This window comes from Micromonospora sp. C95, from assembly GCF_018070465.1.
Taxonomy (GTDB): Bacteria; Actinomycetota; Actinomycetes; order Mycobacteriales; family Micromonosporaceae; genus Micromonospora.
Map to the genome: position 1 here is coordinate 14,378 of NZ_JAGPXT010000029.1, position 17,904 is coordinate 32,281.

Here is a 17,904-nt window from a genome sequence, read left to right on the forward strand (position 1 = left end):
TGCCTCCTGGTGGGTGGATCGGTTATGCGAGGGGTGCGAGGCGGAATTGCTGGTTGGTTTGTCCGTGGCAGTCGTAGAGCTGGATCTGGGCGCCGTTGTTGCTGCTCCAGACGTCGAGGCATCGTCCGGACTGGACGCCGGTGATGGTGCCGTTGGAGTTGATGTTCCACTGTTGGTTGGCGCCGCTGTGGCAGGTGTAGATCTGGATGGCTGCGCCGTTGCCGGAGCCTCCGGCGTCCAGGCACATGTCGCCGTAGACGCGGAGTTGCTTGTTCGAGGTGTTGTAGGTCCAGGACTGGTTGGTCTGCTTGTTGCAGTCGTAGAGCTGGACCCGGGTGCCGTTGTTGCGGGAGGCGTTGGGTACGTCGATGCAGCGACCGGACTGAGTGCCGACGATTTCGTTGGCGGAGCCGGAGGGCGGCGGGGTGGTCGGCGTCGGTGTCGGAGTGGGGGTGGGCGTCGGGGTCGGGGTGGGCCCGCCGGTCGGCGGCGGAGTGGTGCTGGGCGGGGTCGACCGGTCCAGGCCGAAGAACTGGATGGCGACCCGCGCCATACCGCTCGACGGCAGGCTGTGCCCGGCGCCCTGGATGGCGTAGGCCTCGACCTGGGTGCCGAAGCGGCGGCGGTTCCAGTTGGCCTGCGGGGTGTCCGTGGACGTCGGCGTCTGGCTCAGCCCGTGCACGTTGGTCCACTGCTCGATCGACTCCTGGAGCAGCGAGTACGGCACCAGGGTGTCGTTGGTGCCGTGCCACAACTGGATCGGCGGGCGCGGGCCGGTGTAGCCGGGGTACGCCGCCCGTACGGCGTCGCCCCACTGCTGCGGGGTCCGGTCCATCGAGCCGTTGGTGCACGGACCACCGGGCGGGTAGGCCGCCGCGTTGGCGAAGCAGTTGAACGGCACGCCCATGAAGGACGCACCCGCCTTGTACAGGTCGGGGTATACCGCGAGCAGGTGCTGGGTCATCATGCCGCCGGATGAGCTGCCGGTGGCGTAGACCCGGTTGATGTCACCACCGTGCTGCGTCCGGACGTAGTTCACCATCGACTCGATGGAGACCGGGTCGCTGCCACCACCTCGGCGCTTGGACGCCTCGGACCAGGTGTCGAAGCACCTGCCGAATCCGGCCTCCTGCATGGCGCTCGGATAGATGACGATAAACCCGTACTGGTTCGACAGCGAGGCGAACTCGCTGCTCGAGTAGAAGCCCGGTCCGGACCCGCCGCAGCCGTGCATGGCGACCACGATCGCCGGGTTGGCGGGCCGGTTGTCCGGCACGTAGAGGTGCATCCGCATGCCGCCGGGGTTGTTGCCGAAGTTGGTCACCTCGACCAGCGAGGCGGCGGAAGCCGGCGAGGACAGTAGGACAAGACCCAAGCTGAGGAGCAGGAAGCTGGCCAACCCGGCCAGCGCCGCCCTGGTTCGTCTCATGATTCCTCCATCGATGGTGGTGGATCTCTAACATTAGGCAATTTCCTGACGACCGTCAATGAAGCACCTAATGTCCTGCAAGCAGGAAGATCGACGGAGGGGTCTCTGCATGGATCGGGCGGGCTCGACGTGCTGCCGAACCCGCCCGATCACTGCTCGGACCTGTTACCTGCGCCTCCTGGTGGGTGGATCGGTTATGCGAGGGGTGCGAGGCGGAATTGCTGGTTGGTTTGTCCGTGGCAGTCGTAGAGCTGGATCTGGGCGCCGTTGTTGCTGCTCCAGACGTCGAGGCATCGTCCGGACTGGACGCCGGTGATGGTGCCGTTGGAGTTGATGTTCCACTGTTGGTTGGCGCCGCTGTGGCAGGTGTAGATCTGGATGGCTGCGCCGTTGCCGGAGCCTCCGGCGTCCAGGCACATGTCGCCGTAGACACGGAGTTGCTTGTTCGAGGTGTTGTAGGTCCAGGACTGGTTGGTCTGCTTGTTGCAGTCGTAGAGCTGGACCCGGGTGCCGTTGTTGCGGGAGGCGTTGGGTACGTCGATGCAGCGACCGGACTGAGTGCCGACGATCTCGTTGGCGGAGCCGGAGGGCGGCGGGGTGGTCGGCGTCGGCGTGGGGGTCGGGGGTGTGGTGGGCGTCGGCGTCGGCGTGCCGGTCGGAGGCGTGGTCGGGTCCGTCGGCAGCAGCGGGCAGGTGCTGCGGTAGGTGACCACGCCGCTGTTGTCCAGCAGCGGACAGAGGAACTGGCTGTACCGAGAGTCGTTGTCGACGAACATCTTCAGGAACGGCAGCATGGTGCGGATCAACACCGGGTTGGACCGGCCGACCATGAACCCGTGATCCCCTCCGGCGACCTCGAGGTAGACGCTCTCCGTCGAGGCCGGGAGGCTGTTGTACAGACCGAGGGCGTACGACGGGGTGACCACCGTGTCGGCCTGCCCGGAGATGACCATCGTGGGCACCCGGTCATTGGCCAGGTTCTGCGACGGCGAGTACGGCGTGATGCCGACCGCCGCCTTCAACGACGAGCGCCGGGTGGCTGCGCTCAGCGCTCCACCGCCACCCATGGAGTGACCGGAGACGGCCAACCGGTTCGGGTCGATCCGATCGCGTACCGGGCTCTGCTGCGTCAGGTAGTCCAACGCGGCGAGCAACTGGGTGCCTCGGGCGGTGTCGAAGTCGTTACGGCTGTTGGTCTCGATACCGATCACGACGAAGCCGTGCGATGCCAGCCACGGCCCCATCCAGGCCAGCTCGGCGGAGAACAACGCGGTGTATCCCGGCGAGATCGCGACGGCACCGAAGGTGCCCTGGCTGGTGTCGGTCGGGTAGTAGATCCTGCCGCCATTGAAGCCGTACCCGGTGGGGACGCTTACCGAGGTGTTGGCGAATGGGCCGTTCACGGCCGCGACGCTGGTCCGGGTCGGATCCGGGCCCCGCTGGTACGGGTTGTCGGCGGCCGATGCGGACCCGGTCGCCACCGTCACGGTGAACATCCCGACGGCGGCGGCGAGTCCCGCCGTGGCGAGTTTGAACAGCCGACGCCGAATGCCGGGGGACACTCGGCCGGCATGGGCTTCCCCCGAGGGCGGGGGGTGAGGTGCGTGTCCTCGCACTGTCGATACCTCCTGGTGGTGGGGTGTGTGAGAGATGGGCGGGCTCGGGTTGCGCCGAGCCCGCCCGCTCCGGCTGTGCCCGAGCCGGATCTGCACGCCGTCAGCGTTGCAGGGTCAGTACTCCCGGGCGGTACGGCAGGAGGCCGTAGTCGCCGCCGGAGTTGGGTGAACGGCCCTGGTAGAGCATTTGCAGGTTGCAGGGGTCGATGGTCATGGTCTGGTCGGCGTTGGTCCGGATCAACTCGCCGTGGCTGATGTCGTTGGTCCAGGTGGCGCCGCTGTTGGCCTTGCCGGCGAACGGGTTGCTCTCACTGGTGGCCTGCGGGGTCCAGCTGCCGCCCAGGCTGGTGGCGGTGAAGGAGCGGAAGTAGCGGCCCTGTGAGCCGATCGCCTCGACGATCATCAGGTACCGCTGCTGGCCCTGGAGCTTGTAGACCTGGACGCCTTCGAACAGGTTGTTCGTGGAGTCGGTCATGATCGTGGTGTAGTTCGAGCCGAAGCTGCCGGGGAAGTTCCCGATCGGCATGCTGGCCCGGTAGATGCGGCCGTTGTCGCCGGCGAAGAACAGGTACATGTTCTGGTCGTCACCGATGAGCGCCTGGTCGATCGGGCCGGTGTTCGAGTTGGAGATCGACCCGGTGAACAGGGTCTGGTGCGCCGACCAGCTGTTGACGTTCGTCGGGTCGGTCGAGGTGCGGTAGGAGAAGGCCGGCCCACCCCACTGGTAGGCCAACACCCAGACGTTACGCGGCGCGAAGTAGAACAACGACGGCGCGACCGCTGCGAACGGCATCTGGTTCTGGCTGGCCGAACCCATCTGGTTCCAGTTCGAGAACAGCCCGAAGTTCATCGAACCCCAGGTGGTGCCGGTGTCGTGGGTGGTGCCGTAGACCAGGTGCTGGCCGTTGTACGGCGCGTGCGTGAAGTCCTTCAACGACACCCAACCCGACCGCGGCTGCGCCAGCGCACCCGTCGACGACCACCGGTACGACGACGGCAGATTGCAGTTACCGGTCGGCGGCGGCGTGGTCGGTGGCGTGGTGGTCGGCGGGGTCGTGGTCGGCGGGGTGGTGGGACCGCCGAGGGAAACCAGCCGGAATTGCTGGTTGGTCTGTCCATGGCAGTCGTACAGCTGAACCTGGGCACCGTTGGAGGTGCTCCAGACGTCCAGGCATCGGCCGGACTGCACGCCGCTGATGGTGCCGTTGGAGTTGACGTTCCACTGCTGGTTGGTGCCGCTGTGGCAGGTGTAGATCTGGATGGCGGCGCCGTTGCCGGAGCCACCGGCGTCCAGGCACATGTCGCCGTACACCCGGAGTTGCTTGTTCGAGGTGTCGTAGGTCCAGGACTGGTTGGTCTGCTTGTTGCAGTCGTAGAGCTGGACCCGGGTGCCGTTGTCGCGGGAGGCGTTGGGTACGTCGATGCAGCGGCCGGACTGAGTGCCGACGATCTCGTTGGCGGAGCCGGAGGGCGGCGGCGTGGTGGGGGTGGGACCCGGCGTGGTGGGCGTGGGACCCGGCGTGGTGGGCGTGGGGGTGGGCCCGGGGTCGGCGCTGTTCAGCGCGTCCAGGGTGGCCGTGTACGCCTGCTTCTTGTTGCCGTTGTTGTCGAACAGCAGCGGGGTGCCGTAGGAGCGCCACGAGTCGCTGTCCCGGATGCCCCAGACGGTGATGCCGTTGCAGCGGGGCACCGCGAGGCAGTCCTGGACCACGTTGCGGTAGGTGTTGGCCTGTTGGCTGCCGGAGCCTTCGATGTCCAGCTCGGTGATCTGCACGTCCACGCCGAGCGCGGCGAAGCTGGACAGCGTGGTGCGGTAGTTGCTGTTGTACGCCGACTGGGCGTTGAAGTGCGACTGGAACCCGACGCAGTCGATCGGCACGCCGCGCTGCTTGAAGTCCTGCACCATCCGGTAGACGGCCTGGGTCTTGGCCCAGGTCCAGTTGTCGGTGTTGTAGTCGTTGTAGCAGAGCTTGGCGCCCGGGTCGGCGGCGCGGGCGGCCCGGAACGCGGCCTCGATCCAGTCGTTACCGGTGCGCTGCAGGTTCGAGTTGCGGCGCGCGCCGCTGTTGCCGTCGTCGAACGCCTCGTTCACCACGTCCCACGAGTCGATCTTGCCGCGGTAGTAGGTCGCGACCCGGGTGACGTGGTTGAGCATGGCGTTGCGCAGCGCCGTGCCTTCCATCTGCTGCATCCAGCCGGGCTGCTGGGAGTGCCAGGCCAGGGTGTGACCGCGCACCTTCCAGCCCCGGGACAGGGCGTGGTTGACGATCCGGTCCGCGTTGCCGAACGTGAAGTTGTTCTGCTGCGGCTCGAGCGCGTCGATCTTCATCTCGTTCTCGGCCGTGACCGAGTTGAACTCACGGTTGAGGATGCCGACGTATGTCGAGTCGTTGAGCTTGTTCGCCGCCACCGCGGCACCGAAGTACCGGCCGGACTGACCGGCAGCCGCCGCGAGAGTGGTCTCGGCGGCTTGCGCGAGACTGGGCAGTAACGACACGACGAGGGCCGCAACTATCGCGGCGGTTCCGGAGACGGAGAGCGTTCGAAGTCGACGCCCGGAGGGACGGGTCCGGGGGATCATGCTGGTCCTCCAATGATGGGATAGGACAAACGCTGTAGCTGTGCGATGGGAGGTTCCGCTCGGGGTCGGGCGGAGCGCGACGATGCTGAGCCCGCCGACCGGTGCGGAACTCACATCTGGCACTCCCGGTGGGAAGGCGGCTCCGGCCACTGACCAGCAGGTGGAGGGTTGCGATGAGTGGCCAGGTCGCCCGCCGGAAGGTGGTTGCGGCGTTGAGGTGGTGGTGGACGGGGTGACCCGGGAGCGTGGTGGGGGCTGGTGCTCGGGGTGCGGCGCCTCCAGAGACTGGAAGTGATGTTAACGATCACAACGATCGATGGGTTTCAGGCTGGCAGATAAATCCATGGTTTTCAACCGGTAGTTTCGGACGTCGTCCGATAGTTTTTCGGCTGGCGCTCGGTCTCGACGGTCGGCGCACCTGGGCGAATCAGGGCATGCCCGCCCGTCCCGGCCAGCTCGTCGGATCACGCGGGTTCAGGTGAAACCACGCGTTGGAGGGGCACCCGCAGTAGCTTGCGGGTGCCCCTCCGGCTGGGTTCTACGACATCCGTTACCAGCCGTGGTGGGCGAGGCGGAGAAGGTCGTCGACGCTCCATTGATCATCGGCGTGGTGGCCGTACTTGTGGGCGAGAACGCGGCCATCGGTGTCGATGAGGAAGTCGGCGGGCAAGCCGAGAGCGGTCTCGCCGTGCGCGGGGCGTGCGGCACTGCCAGCGGCCACACCGCGCAGGGCAGCGAGCCAGGTGCGTGGGTGCAGCACAGCCCATGGTGAGGCGTCGACGCCGAAGCGGGCGTAGAGGCGGCGATCTGGATCGGCGACGGCGTCGAAGGGCAGGTCGCTCTGGTACTGATGCATGTCGACGGCGGTGGAGTGGAACACGGCGACCTCGCGGATGCCAGCGGCGACGATGTCGTCATGTCGCCGGGTGATGGAGCGCAGGTGCAGGTTGCAGATTGGACAGCCGGCGAAGCGACGGAACTGCAGATGGACCAGCCGCTCCGGGTCGGGAATCCGCACCCGCTGTCCGATGATGGTGGCGAGATCGAGTAGGTCGACGACCTGTCCATTGTCGATCTTCGGCATGGCGGTGTGTCGTCTCCTTCGTCGCTTACACGGGTTGGGCGAGGCGGGGCCAGGGGTAACCGGCGGCCCCGGCTTCGGCGAGGGACTCGCGGACGGCGTCCCGCCAGTCCTCGCGCGGGGCGTAGCCGAGTTTGCGGGCGGCGTGGTCGGTGCGGCAGTCCCAGTCTTCGGAGACGTGTACCAGTGAGCGGGTCAGGAAGGGTTCGGAGCCGGGTAGGACGGGGTGCAGCTTCTCCATCAGCCAGGCGAAGGCGTAGCCGGCGGTGTACGGGACGCTGAACCAGGGGCGCGGCGAGCCGGTCTGGTCGGCGATGAACTCGATGACTTCGCGGGCGGTGGGCGAGGAAGGGCCACAGATGTTGAACGACTCGTAGTCGTCGAGCCCGTGGGCCGTCGCGGCGAGCGCGAACGCCTCGCCCAGGTCGCTGCCGCCGACGAGTGGGAGACGGGCGCGTCCGCCGGCGAGCCAGGGCACGAGACGGGTACGTAGCCGGGGTACGAGGGCCGGCACCATGCCGAGGGTGTTGCCGGCGCCGACGAAGTGCCCGAGGCGCATGGTGACCATCTGAGTGCGGCCGTCGCTGCGTCGGCGCATGTGGTCGTCGATGTCGATGAGCCGGTCGAGGTGGGGCCAGAAGCGGGTGTGGCGGGTCGGGGAGAAGTCTCCGATGGGTCCGCCGTTGGCGGGGCGCGCGGCGATCGCGATCGTGCTGGTCTGGATGAAGCGGCGGACGCCCCGGTCGATCGCATGATCGACAAGGTCTCGATTGGGCTCGAAGAACTGGCGGCGCTCCAGGTCGCCGTGGCCCCAGAAGGCGCCCCAGGTACCGGCGTGGCAGACGACGTCGACGGCGTCGACGACCGTCTTGCGATATTCGGGATCGCGCAGGTCGCCGACCCGGGTCTCGCCGCTGAAGTCTGCGGGAAGCCGCTCGGGCGTACGACAGGCGGCGATGAGGGTGACGTCGGGTCGCGCGGCCAACGCGGCGAGAATGTTGCGGCCGAGGAACCCGGTGGCACCGGTGACCAGAACTCGCGTCACACGCGCCTGGCGGCTCATGCTGCCGCCCCGGTCGGGTCGGGCAGGAAGACGGTCACGGCTGCTCCTTGCTGTGGCGGGGTGGCTGACTACAGGGTTTGGAGCCAGTCGGTGAGCCTGGAGGTCTCCCGGTCTACGTGATCGGGGTTGCCGAGGCTGTGGGCGATCAGTGACACGCCCTGCAACGCGGACAGCAGGTGCAGGGCCAGGCCGGCGGCGTCGGCACCGCGACCGAGGGCACGGAACTGCTCCTCCAGCCAACTCAGCAGCTCGGTGAAGATGGCCCCGGTCCGCTCGGCGAGGGGACCGCCGGCCTTGTGCAACTCGGCACAGAGGGTGCCGACCGGGCAGCCGCTGCGGGCCAGCACCGCGCGGTTGTCGGCGGTCATCTGCACGAATGACACAAGCCGTGACCGTGCGTCACCGGCCTGATTCCACTGCTGAAGCAGGACGGCGTAGTGCCCGGCGTGTTCAGCGACGAGGGCTTCGCCGATGGCCTCCTTGGTCTTGAAGTAGTAGTAGACGTTGCCCAGGGGCACCCCGGCCGCGCCGGCGATATCCGCGAGCGTGGTCCGGGCGAATCCCTGCTCGTGCACGAGCCGGACGGCGGCTTCGATCAGCCGGCTGCGTTTGTCGGGTTGGTGGTGCACTGTTTCTCCCTCTTCAGTTAGTTAGCTAACTTACTGAGTGGAGGAGAGGTGGTCAAGCAAGTCGGGCAACGAATCCGAGGCAACGATCGATGAGCAGAGCGAGGCGATGTGATGTGATGTAGGCGGTGCAAAGACGACGATTCGCGGCAGTCGGTCACCGGAAGGTGTCGGTGATCCGGCGGGCCACCTCGACGTTCGCCGTGTGCCCGCTGCGCCGAGCGGTCACATCCATTCCGGTGATCGGCACGCCGGCCAGCCACAGGTCACCGATGAGGTCGAGCAGCTTGTGCCGAGCGGGCTCGTCCGGGAATCGCGGTTTGCCGAGATATCCGGCCAACCCGATCACGAGCACGTCACCCGGGCCGAGCCCGCGACCCAGACCGCGGGACCACGCCGCATCGACCTCTTCGCCCAGCACGACGGTCCGCGCCGGGGCCACCTCGGTGCGGAACGCCCCGGCGAGGTCGACGGTGACCGTCTGGCACCCGGGCCAGCGCGAGCCGAGGTCGAACGTGCAGGTCCAGATGCCGGTGCCGGGCCGCACCGAGATCGTGGACGGGCCAGTGTGGAGGGACAACGGCGCGGTCAGCGTCCGGGCCTCGAGACCGTGGATGACCTGGTAGCCGACTTCGTCGAGCGCGTACACGAAATCCCGGGCGCTGCCGTCGCGGCCGGGCAGTTCGGGGGCCGAGAGGCTCACCTCCGCATCGGTGACCCCGCAGCCGGCGAATGCCGCCATCAGATGCTCGATCGTGGACACCTCGCCGAGCCGGGTACGGCGATCGGTGCCGGTGACGTTGTCCGGGTGGGCCGTGACCCGCCGACCACGAAAAGTGAAGGCAATGCCGTCGGCACCCGGCGTGATCCGAGCGCATACGGGTTGGCCCGAGTGCAGGCCGCGACCCTCGATGGCCACCGTCCGCGCGACCGTCCGGCGTACCGTCACTCCGCTTCCCGGTCGTTCTCCAGCCGGCGCAGGCGGTCCAGGATGGCGGGCAGGTAGGGTGCGGTCGCGTCGAGGCGGTGTTGCTGAGCGAGCGGCCGGGCAGGACTGCCGGCGTAGACGCCGGCCCGGCGGATGTCACGAGTGGTGCACGAAGCGGCCGCGAGTTGGACGCCGGAGGACACCTCGACGTGGTCGCCGACCCCTGCCTGCCCGCCGAGTACCGTGCCCGGCGCGAGGGTGGAGCTACCGCCGACGCCGGACATCGGCGCAAGAACCGTGTGACTGCCGACCTGAGCGTTGTGGCCGACCTGTACCAAGTTGCCGATCTTGCTCCCGTCGCCGATCTCGGTGGTCCCGCAGGTGGCGCGCTCGACCGAAGCCAGGGCACGAACCTCGACGTCGTCACCGAGGCGGACGAAGCCGACGTGTGGCACTCGATGCCAGCCGGCGTCGTCGCGTTCGAACCCGAACCCCTCGGCGCCCAGCACGGCACCCGGATGGATCCGGCACCGGACGCCGACCAGCACGTTCCGTAGCAGCACGGCGTGTGGGTAGACGACACTCTGTTCGCCGATCCGGCAACCGTCGCCAACGTAGCAGAACGGGAACACCCGGACCTCCGGTCCGATGACCGCACCGGCCTCCACCACTGCGTACGCCCCGATCGAGGCGCTGGGATGAACGTCGGCAGCATCGTCGACGACCGCGGTCGGGTGGATGCCGGCACGCAGCGGCAGCGGTCGTTCCGACTCGGCGAGCAACCTGCGGAAAGCCCGGCGCGGGTCCGGAACCCGGATGTGTGGCCGGTCGTCGCCGCTGAGATGCATCGGAAGCAGCAGGGCGCCGACGCCGCCCGAACGGGCGAGATAGCCCTGGTTCTCACAGAGGGCGATGCCGTCCGGATCAACGGTGTCGATCGAAACCAGCCGGAACCTTCGATCCGGATCGCCGGCGATCTCGCCACCGAACATCCGGCCCAACTCGCCCAGCGACCAGTCCATCCCGACCCCCGTCATGTCGTTGCACCCCGTCTACCGAAGCCAGCGAGTCCCCGTGGCGAGGGGCCGGCGACAAAGGCCAGCAGATCACGCACGGCACCACCGGCGCTGCCGTCGAGATCGCCGCCGCGCCGTAACGCGCGAAGCGCCTCCCGGAGTGCCACCCGCTCCGCTGGCGGCACTCCGTGCCGGTTCAATCCCACCTCGTTCACCCACCAGTGAACCGCCGGTGCGCCGTCTACCAGCATGTACGGCAGGACATCTCGGGTGACCTTGGCCATGGCGCCGACCATGGCCAGCCGGCCGATCCGGACGTGTTGATGCACCCCGGTCATGCCGCCGATGATGGCGTCGTCGTCGACCGTGACATGCCCACCGAGTGTCGAGGTTTGGGCCAGTACGACCCGGTCACCGATGCGGCAGTCGTGCCCGACGTGGATGCCGCCCATGAGCAGGCAGTTGCGTCCCACCCGGGTCGGCGTCTCGCAGGTGGACCGATGCACGGTGGCGAACTCGCGGATCACCGTCCGCTCGCCGATCTCCACCCTGGTCGGCATCTGCGGGCTGAACTTCAGGTCCTGTGGATCGCCGCCGATGACCGCGTGTACGCCGATCCGTACGCCGGGCCGGAGGGTGGCGGAACCATGTACCACGGCGTGTGCGCCCACCACTGCGCCGTCGCCGAGAACCGCGCCGTCCTCGACGATGGCGTACGGCCCGATCACCACCGTCCCGGCGAGTACCGCGCCCGGCAAAACCACGGCGGTGGAGTGAATGTCTGGCGAGGACACGCCACATAGTACGGTCGTGATCACCGGCAGTTCAATCCGTGCCGCATTACGGCAGAGGTCCGGCTCGCGCGCACTCTGAACCACCCACTCCCGGCCGGTTTCACCCTCGCGTGGCGGGTATGCAGCCGGACCGCCGAGAACGGCGGTGCGAAACGTCACGGAGCAAGGGAGTGCCCGTCATGCCCGATTCGCAGGCCACCATCGTCCTCGTACATGGCGCGTTCGCCGAGTCGGCGAGCTGGAACGGTGTGATCGAGCGGTTGGCCCCCGCGTACGACGTGGTTGCCGCCGCCAATCCGCTGCGGGACGTCGCGGGCGACGCGGCGTACGTGCGAGACGTGATACGCGGGATCGGCGGGCCGGTCGTGCTCGTCGGCCACTCGTACGGTGGCATGGTGATCACGCAGGCTGCGGCCGACGAGTCATCGGTGCGAGCACTGGTGTACGTGAACGCCTTCGCCCCGGAAACCGGGGAGTCGGCGTTGTCGCTGTCCGGAAAATTCCCTGGCAGCACGCTCGCTGACACGCTGGTGCAGTACCCGCTGTCCACCGGCGGCAACGAGGTGGCGATCGGCCAGGACGCCTACCACGCGCAGTTCGCCGCCGACGTGCCGTCCGACCTTGCCGCGCTGATGGCGCGGACCCAGCGGCCGATCACCGAACGGGCCCTGGGTGACGAGCTCTCCGGCGCCCCGGCCTGGCGGTCGTTGCCCAGCTGGTTCATATTCGGGGACGCGGACCGGAACATTCCGGTCGCGGCGCATCGGTTCATGGCCGAGCGCGCGGATCCGCGGGGTCAGCGAGAACTCGTCGGCGGCTCGCACGCGATGGCGGTTGCCCAACCGAGCGAGGTCGCCGAGACGATTATCGAGGCCGTCCGAGCGTCGTGAGTCGCCGTTGCGGCTGTGTTCCTGCCGGCGGGTCACCGTAGCAACGGGCGGTGCAGGGGCCGTGTACTCCAGATGTGCGGGGATTGTGCGGGTGTCGCCGTATGGTTCGGCGGTCCGGATTTCCTATCCGAGTGCCCGCGATGCGGCGCACCATCTGGAGGATCTGTCCCACATGCCTAAATCCATCGCGGCTGCCGCGACGGCGTTGACCGTGCTCGCGACCGGCCTCGCCGTGGCCGGAGTCGTCGGGTCAGCCCGGCCGGCGAACGCGGCGTCCAGCGACGTCCCGGCGGACTGTAGTGCCTTCACTGCGGCGTACCGCTCCGACGGGCAGCGTCTCAGCTACGGCTACTCGGGCGGCGAGACCAGCACCAGGGCCTACACCGACGACGTCCTCGGCTGGGTGCCGTTGGCGCACCAGCAGCTCGGCGCGGCTGGTGACGACACCATCTTCCGCAGCAGCGAGTACGCCGTCCACCCGACCGACGGCTGGCTCTACCTGGTGCGACGCCAGGGTGAGCTGATCGACGGCGAGTGGCGGATCACGGAGAAGAGCGCCACCCGCTTCAAGAGCGGGTTCGCCAATACCCGCATCCTGGCGTCGGCGTCGCCGTACCTCTACCGGGTGGCGGGCACGTCGCTCTACCGCTACACCGAGAGCTACGTGGATGGTGAGTTCACCCTCTCGGCGCCGGTGCAGCTCACCACCACCGGCTGGGACACCGTAAACACCCTTGTCTACGAGCGCAGCGGCGGCACGGGCAACGCCGCCGTGGACGTCCTGATCGGCACCAAGAACAACGGACAGCTGAAGGAGTGGCGCATCAACCGGGCCACCCCGACGACGATCAGCTCGAAGGTCCTGCGGTCGGTTGGTTGGGCGCCCTTCACCAGCCTCAGCACGGGCTACTGCTCGGAGCACCCCAACGGTCGGCCGCTGCTCGGGATCAAGGGCAACGGGTCGGTCTCGGTACACTTCGACGCCAAAAAGACCGACAGCGACGGCTCGGACATCAAGGGCGGTCCGATCGGTTCGCTGGGCTGGACCGAAAAGGCCTACGGCCAGTAACGGGGTAGCACTTCCGGGAGTCCGCCCGAGGCGCGGCTGCGCTCGGGCGGACTCGTCCGGAGCCTGGTGCCGATCATCCTGACTCCGGCGACTACCGGGCATGCCCGCGGGTACCCAGCGCCCATGGCGCGGTACACGAAGCCCGAACTGCGGGAACAGCTCAAGGAAGAGATCAAGGCGTCCGACCGGGGCGGCAGACCGGGGCAGTGGTCGGCGCGCAAGTCACAGCTGCTCACCAAGGAGTACCAGAAGCGCGGCGGCGGCTACCAGGGGCCGAAGGACGACCGCCAGAAGTCGCTGCAGCAGTGGGGCGACCAGAAATGGCGGACCAGGCAGGGCGGCACCCGGGCGCGACACGCCGGCGAAACCGAGCGCTACCTGCCCGATCAGGCGTGGAACCAGCTTTCCGCCGAGCAGCGGCAGGCGACCGACGCCAAGAAGCGGAACGCATCCAGGTCCGGCAAGCAGTACGTCGCCAACACCCCTGCGGCCAAGCGCGCCCGTCGGAACGCCGTGTCGCCCGGGTCGCTCACCGATCTGCCGGTCGCCGAGGCGGCCCGACACGTCCGGGACCTCGACACCGGCCAGCTCAGGGCGGCACTACGCGAAGAACGCGCAGGGAAGGGTCGCAAAACACTCATCCAGCGCCTGGAGTCGGCACTCGGCCGGCGCTGACCGGGCCCGGAGGTGGGCGGACAGCGCTCCGGACCCGGCCAGGCTCACCTCGGACGCCAACGGCGGGTACTGTCGGGTCAGGCACTTGCCCGTGACCGGGATGCCGCAGTCTGGCTTCGACGAGCCCCGGACTGCACGGTGTTGCCTGGCGGTTCATCTTGCGCCTCAATGCGCTCCGCTTCTTTCGAAGGATTTGCATGGCATCGAACGGCATTGACGGTTCGGCGTTGTTTCTCGCCGTACCCACCCTCGACGAACCCGACGGTTCGGGCCCGAGTGTCGACGGGAGCGAGGAGGCGATGCGGCGGCTCCGCGATCCCTTCGCGACCGGCCCCACGTCGGCGCAGCGGCGCACGACGGACCTGGGTGAGCGTCCTCGGCGCCCTCGCTGAAGCCGGTCGGAGGGGGAGTAGGGCGCGCTGGCGCGGGTACGCCCGGGCGTGGCTGCGATCAGCGACTACGCACTCCTCGGCGACTGTCAGGGGGCCGCGTTGGTCTCCTCGGACGGGTCCGTTGACTGGTGGTGTGCGCCCAGATTCGACGCACCGAGCGTTTTCGCGCGGCTGCTCGGCACCACGGGCGGCTACTGGTCGATCCGGCCACTCGCGCCGTACACGACCACCCGTCACTACCTCGACGGGACGATGGTGCTCCGCACGGAGTTTCACACCCAGGACGGCGTACTGCGTCTGACGGACGCGCTCAGCCTCGGGGTCGGAGAACGCGGTCACGGGATCGGTTTCACCTCCCCGCACGTCCTGATCCGCCAGGTGGAGGTCGTTTCCGGCGTTGTGGACGTGGCCGTCGAGGTGGTGGCCCGGCCGGAGTACGGGCTGATCAGCCCCACGGTCGCCGAAACGCCACTGGGGGTCGAAATGTCCGGAGGCGCCGACCGGCTGGTCCTGACCAGCGATCGGCATCTTGCCTGCGACGGCGGACTTGTCACCGGACGATTCACCCTTGCCGAGGGCGACAGCGCGGTTTTCGCGCTGCACCACCGCCGGGCCGCTGACCCGCAGACCGTGCTGCTGGACGGACGCGCCGCAGTGCGCGACACCATCGCCGGTTGGGAGTCCTGGGATCGCATCCACCAGGGCTACCAGGGGCCTTACCGGGAAGAGGTCCGGCGCAGCGCCCTGGTCCTGCAGGCACTGACCTATCAGCCGACCGGCGCGGTGGTCGCGGCGGCCACCACCTCGCTGCCGGAGAAGGTCGGTGGCACAGCGAACTGGGACTACCGGTTCGCCTGGCTCCGCGACGGCAGTTTCACCCTCAAGGCACTCTGGGTTGCCGCCTGCCCGGACGAGGCGCGCAGGTTCTTCGACTGGATGGCCGCCTCGGTGGGCTCGGTGACCGCCGAGGACCACGTGCCGATCATGTTGGGTGCGGCCGGTGAGCGCGACCTGACCGAGCACACGCTTTCGCACCTTGAGGGCTATCGGGGCAGCCGCCCGGTACGCAGCGGCAACGACGCGTGGCAGCAGAAGCAACTCGATGTCTTCGGCGAGGTGCTGGAGAGCGCGTGGGTCCTGCGGGACCAGCTGGTGGACCTGCCGCCGGATACGGCGTACCTGCTGCGATCGCTTGCCGACCGGGCCGCCGACTCGTGGCGGGAGCCCGATGCCGGCATCTGGGAGGGACGGGAGGGCCAGCGGCACTACCTGACCTCGAAGCTGGCGTGCTGGGTGGCCCTGGACCGGGCCGCCAAGCTGGCGCCGGCACTCAACGCCGAGGAACAGGTCCCCCGATGGTCGAAGGCCAGGGAGGAGGTCCGAGCGGCGATCCTCGACGAGGGTTGGAATGCGTCGAGCGGGGCGTTCACCGGCGCGTTCGGCTCCGACCACCTCGACGCCGCGGTGCTCGGAATGCCGATCCTCGGGTTCCTGCCCGGGGACGACGACCGGGTCGTCTCCACTATCCGGGTCATCGAACGCGACCTGACCCGCGATGGTCTGATGCAGCGCTGGACGGGCGCGGGCGACGAGGGCGCCTTCATCACCTGCTCGTACTGGCTGGTCGAGGCGCTGGCCCTGGCCGGGCGGATCGACGAGGCCAGACACATCTTCGAAGGCGTCACCGCGCGGGCAAACGATCTCGGCCTGCTGGCGGAGGAGATCGACTGCCGCGACGGCAGCCAGATCGGGAACTTCCCCCAGGCGCTCTCCCACATCGGCCTCATCAACGCCGCCTGGGTCATCGACCAGGTTACGGCTGCGGCGAGCGGGTAGGCCGCGATCCGACATCGACGAAGGGAGCGTCCCATCATGGCCGGACGACTGGTAGGCAGAACTGCGCTGATCACCGGATCGGACTCGGGCATCGGGCAAGCCACCGCGATCGAGTTCGGCCGGGAGGGAGCCGACGTGGTGGTGCACTACCTGCACGATCATGCGGGCGCGAATCACACGAAGGCCGAGATCGAGAAGGCCGGGCGGCGGGCCGTTGTGGTGCAGGGCGACATCAGCGTCGAGCACCAGGTCGAGGCGATGTTCGACGAGGCCCTGGCGGAGTTCGACCGGCTGGACATCCTGATGAACGACGCGGGTGTGGACGCTTCCGGCATTCCAGTGGCTGACCTGGACACCGAGACCTGGGACCGGGCGATCCGGACCAACCTGTACGGGATGTTCTTCTGCTGTCGGCGCTTCATCCGGCACCGCCGCGACCAGGGCGGACACGGCAAGATAATCAACATCACCTCCGTCCACCAGGAGGTTGCCCGGGCCGGAGGGTCCGACTACGACGCCAGCAAGGGCGGCATGCTCGAACTCGCCAAGAGCATCGCCCTGGAGGTCGCACCGATGCACATGAACGTCAACAACATCGGGCCGGGGATGGTGCTCACCCCATTCAACCAGCAGGCGATCGACGACCCGAAGTTCCTGGCGGAGCAGGTGCAGTCGATCCCGTGGAAGCGGGCCGCGCAGCCGGAGGAGATCGCCAAGCTCGCGGTCTTCCTGGCCAGCGACGACGCCGACTACGTCACCGGATCGACGTACTTCATGGACGGCGGACTGATGCAGAATCAGGGCCAGGGCGCGTAGCGGTCGTGGCCCGTCCCTCCGGACGGCGCGCATCGCCCGAGGGCCTCGTGACCCAGACGGGTGAGGCAATCTGATGAGGTGAACGCCCAACCGCCCGCCGAGGACATCCGAATTCCCCGGGCCCAGGCCGGGTCCAGCCCGCAGCACCTGCTGACGACCCTGCTCGGCGAGTATCTCGATTCTTCGGATGCCGATCTGCCGTCGATGGCGGTCATCGCGATGCTGGGTGAGTTCGGCGTGAGTGAATCCAGTGCTCGTGCGGCGTTGTCCCGGCTGGTCAAGCGTGGTCTCATCGCGACGCGCGGGAACGGACGGCCGCCGGTCTACCACCTCACGTCCCAGGCGATCGCCAAGCACCGCTCCCGGATGCAACATTTCCTGAACTTCGGTGCCCGTCCGCCGCAGTGGACCGGTGCATGGGTGATGGTGTCCTTCTCGATCCCGAGCTCTGGCCAGGCGTCCCGTCATGCGGTGCGCAAGTCGTTGAGTGCATTGCGATTCGTCGGTCTCTACGACAGCGTGTGGATCCGGCCGGGATCCGACGCCGCGCCGGCCAGGGAGATGCTGGGCGAGCTGTTGGGCCGGGTCGAGGGTGCCCGGTGGTCGGTCATGCACGTGCGCTTCGACGAGGAGTCCGGGCCGCACGGCCCGGCCTCCGCGTACGACCTGACCGCCCTCGCGTCCGCCTACTCGGCCTTCATCGAGCGGTACGCGGAGTTGCGGGTGGCCGCCCGCAATGGCGAGGTCGACGCGGCCAGGGCGCTGGTCGCCCGCACCTCCGCGATGGACTCCTGGCGCAGGTTCCCCGACATCGACCCTGATCTGCCGCACCATCTGCTGCCAGGAAACTGGCCTCGTCAGCGGGCCAGAGAGACCTTCCTGGACATCCACTCCGCGCTCGGTGCGCTGGCCCAGACGCGTCTGGTCCAGGTGGCGACACCGTACTGGCCGGGCGCCGCCTCGTGGATCACACACTTCCAGGCTTCGAACGATCCCGCACGGCCGGAGCCGACCGGCGGAATTGCGGCAACCACCCCCGGGTCGGCTGACCGCGGTCGGGGTCCGAGCGGCCCGGCCCCGCATTGACACTTA

Annotated in this window: 16 protein-coding genes; 7 read left to right on the forward strand and 9 right to left on the reverse strand. The window is 68.3% G+C overall.

Annotation, left to right across the window (positions count from 1 at the left end):
• Positions 1-22: 22 nt before the first annotated feature.
• The 9 genes from KBX00_RS24605 to lpxA all read right to left on the reverse strand — a co-directional run bounded on the left by KBX00_RS24605 (position 23) and on the right by lpxA (position 11,134).
• A complete protein-coding gene (locus tag KBX00_RS24605; RefSeq protein ID WP_210830431.1) occupies positions 23-1,429 on the reverse strand; it encodes a PHB depolymerase family esterase in 1,407 nt (468 codons plus the stop codon).
• A gap of 194 nt (positions 1,430-1,623) precedes the next feature.
• On the reverse strand, positions 1,624-3,045 hold the full coding sequence (locus KBX00_RS24610) for a ricin-type beta-trefoil lectin domain protein (protein ID WP_210830432.1): 1,422 nt from the start codon (positions 3,043-3,045) through the stop codon (positions 1,624-1,626).
• Between the two features lie 100 nt (positions 3,046-3,145).
• On the reverse strand, positions 3,146-5,626 hold the full coding sequence (locus KBX00_RS24615; protein WP_301548554.1) for a non-reducing end alpha-L-arabinofuranosidase family hydrolase: 2,481 nt from the start codon (positions 5,624-5,626) through the stop codon (positions 3,146-3,148).
• 550 nt (positions 5,627-6,176) lie between these two features.
• Positions 6,177-6,710 carry a peroxiredoxin-like family protein gene (locus KBX00_RS24620; protein WP_210830433.1) on the reverse strand — a complete coding sequence of 178 codons (534 nt, stop codon included), beginning with the start codon at positions 6,708-6,710 and terminating at the stop codon, positions 6,177-6,179.
• A gap of 25 nt (positions 6,711-6,735) precedes the next feature.
• Complete coding sequence (locus tag KBX00_RS24625; protein ID WP_210830434.1) at positions 6,736-7,770, reverse strand: NAD(P)-dependent oxidoreductase; 1,035 nt, start codon at positions 7,768-7,770, stop codon at positions 6,736-6,738.
• A gap of 68 nt (positions 7,771-7,838) precedes the next feature.
• A complete protein-coding gene (locus tag KBX00_RS24630) occupies positions 7,839-8,399 on the reverse strand; it encodes a TetR/AcrR family transcriptional regulator (protein WP_210830435.1) in 561 nt (186 codons plus the stop codon).
• 154 nt (positions 8,400-8,553) lie between these two features.
• Positions 8,554-9,345 (reverse strand): UDP-3-O-acyl-N-acetylglucosamine deacetylase, encoded by a 792-nt coding sequence (locus KBX00_RS24635; protein ID WP_210830436.1) that lies wholly within the window; start codon positions 9,343-9,345, stop codon positions 8,554-8,556.
• Positions 9,342-10,361 (reverse strand): UDP-3-O-(3-hydroxymyristoyl)glucosamine N-acyltransferase, encoded by a 1,020-nt coding sequence (locus KBX00_RS24640; protein WP_210830437.1) that lies wholly within the window; start codon positions 10,359-10,361, stop codon positions 9,342-9,344. Before KBX00_RS24640 ends, KBX00_RS24635 begins: the two co-directional genes overlap by 4 nt.
• Complete coding sequence (gene lpxA, locus KBX00_RS24645) at positions 10,358-11,134, reverse strand: acyl-ACP--UDP-N-acetylglucosamine O-acyltransferase (RefSeq protein ID WP_210830438.1); 777 nt, start codon at positions 11,132-11,134, stop codon at positions 10,358-10,360. The genes KBX00_RS24640 and lpxA overlap by 4 nt, the downstream gene beginning before the upstream one ends.
• Positions 11,135-11,313: 179 nt before the next feature.
• On the opposite strand from lpxA, the gene KBX00_RS24650 reads away from it, so the two are divergent.
• The 7 genes from KBX00_RS24650 (at position 11,314) to KBX00_RS24680 (ending at position 17,898) form a co-directional block, all read left to right on the forward strand.
• A complete protein-coding gene (locus KBX00_RS24650) occupies positions 11,314-12,024 on the forward strand; it encodes an alpha/beta fold hydrolase (RefSeq protein ID WP_210830439.1) in 711 nt (236 codons plus the stop codon).
• Positions 12,025-12,196: 172 nt separating this feature from the next.
• Entirely contained in the window at positions 12,197-13,093 is an 897-nt protein-coding gene (locus KBX00_RS24655; protein ID WP_210830440.1) for a hypothetical protein, read from the forward strand.
• A 123-nt stretch (positions 13,094-13,216) separates the two neighbouring features.
• Positions 13,217-13,768 (forward strand): hypothetical protein, encoded by a 552-nt coding sequence (locus KBX00_RS24660; protein ID WP_210830441.1) that lies wholly within the window; start codon positions 13,217-13,219, stop codon positions 13,766-13,768.
• A gap of 197 nt (positions 13,769-13,965) precedes the next feature.
• Positions 13,966-14,160, forward strand: coding sequence for a hypothetical protein (locus KBX00_RS24665; protein ID WP_210830442.1), 195 nt, complete (start codon positions 13,966-13,968; stop codon positions 14,158-14,160).
• A gap of 48 nt (positions 14,161-14,208) precedes the next feature.
• Positions 14,209-15,996, forward strand: coding sequence for a glycoside hydrolase family 15 protein (locus KBX00_RS24670; protein ID WP_210830443.1), 1,788 nt, complete (start codon positions 14,209-14,211; stop codon positions 15,994-15,996).
• A 36-nt stretch (positions 15,997-16,032) separates the two neighbouring features.
• Complete coding sequence (locus KBX00_RS24675; protein ID WP_210830444.1) at positions 16,033-16,812, forward strand: SDR family oxidoreductase; 780 nt, start codon at positions 16,033-16,035, stop codon at positions 16,810-16,812.
• 78 nt (positions 16,813-16,890) lie between these two features.
• Complete coding sequence (locus tag KBX00_RS24680) at positions 16,891-17,898, forward strand: PaaX family transcriptional regulator C-terminal domain-containing protein (RefSeq protein WP_210830445.1); 1,008 nt, start codon at positions 16,891-16,893, stop codon at positions 17,896-17,898.
• The last annotated feature ends 6 nt before the right edge of the window (positions 17,899-17,904 follow it).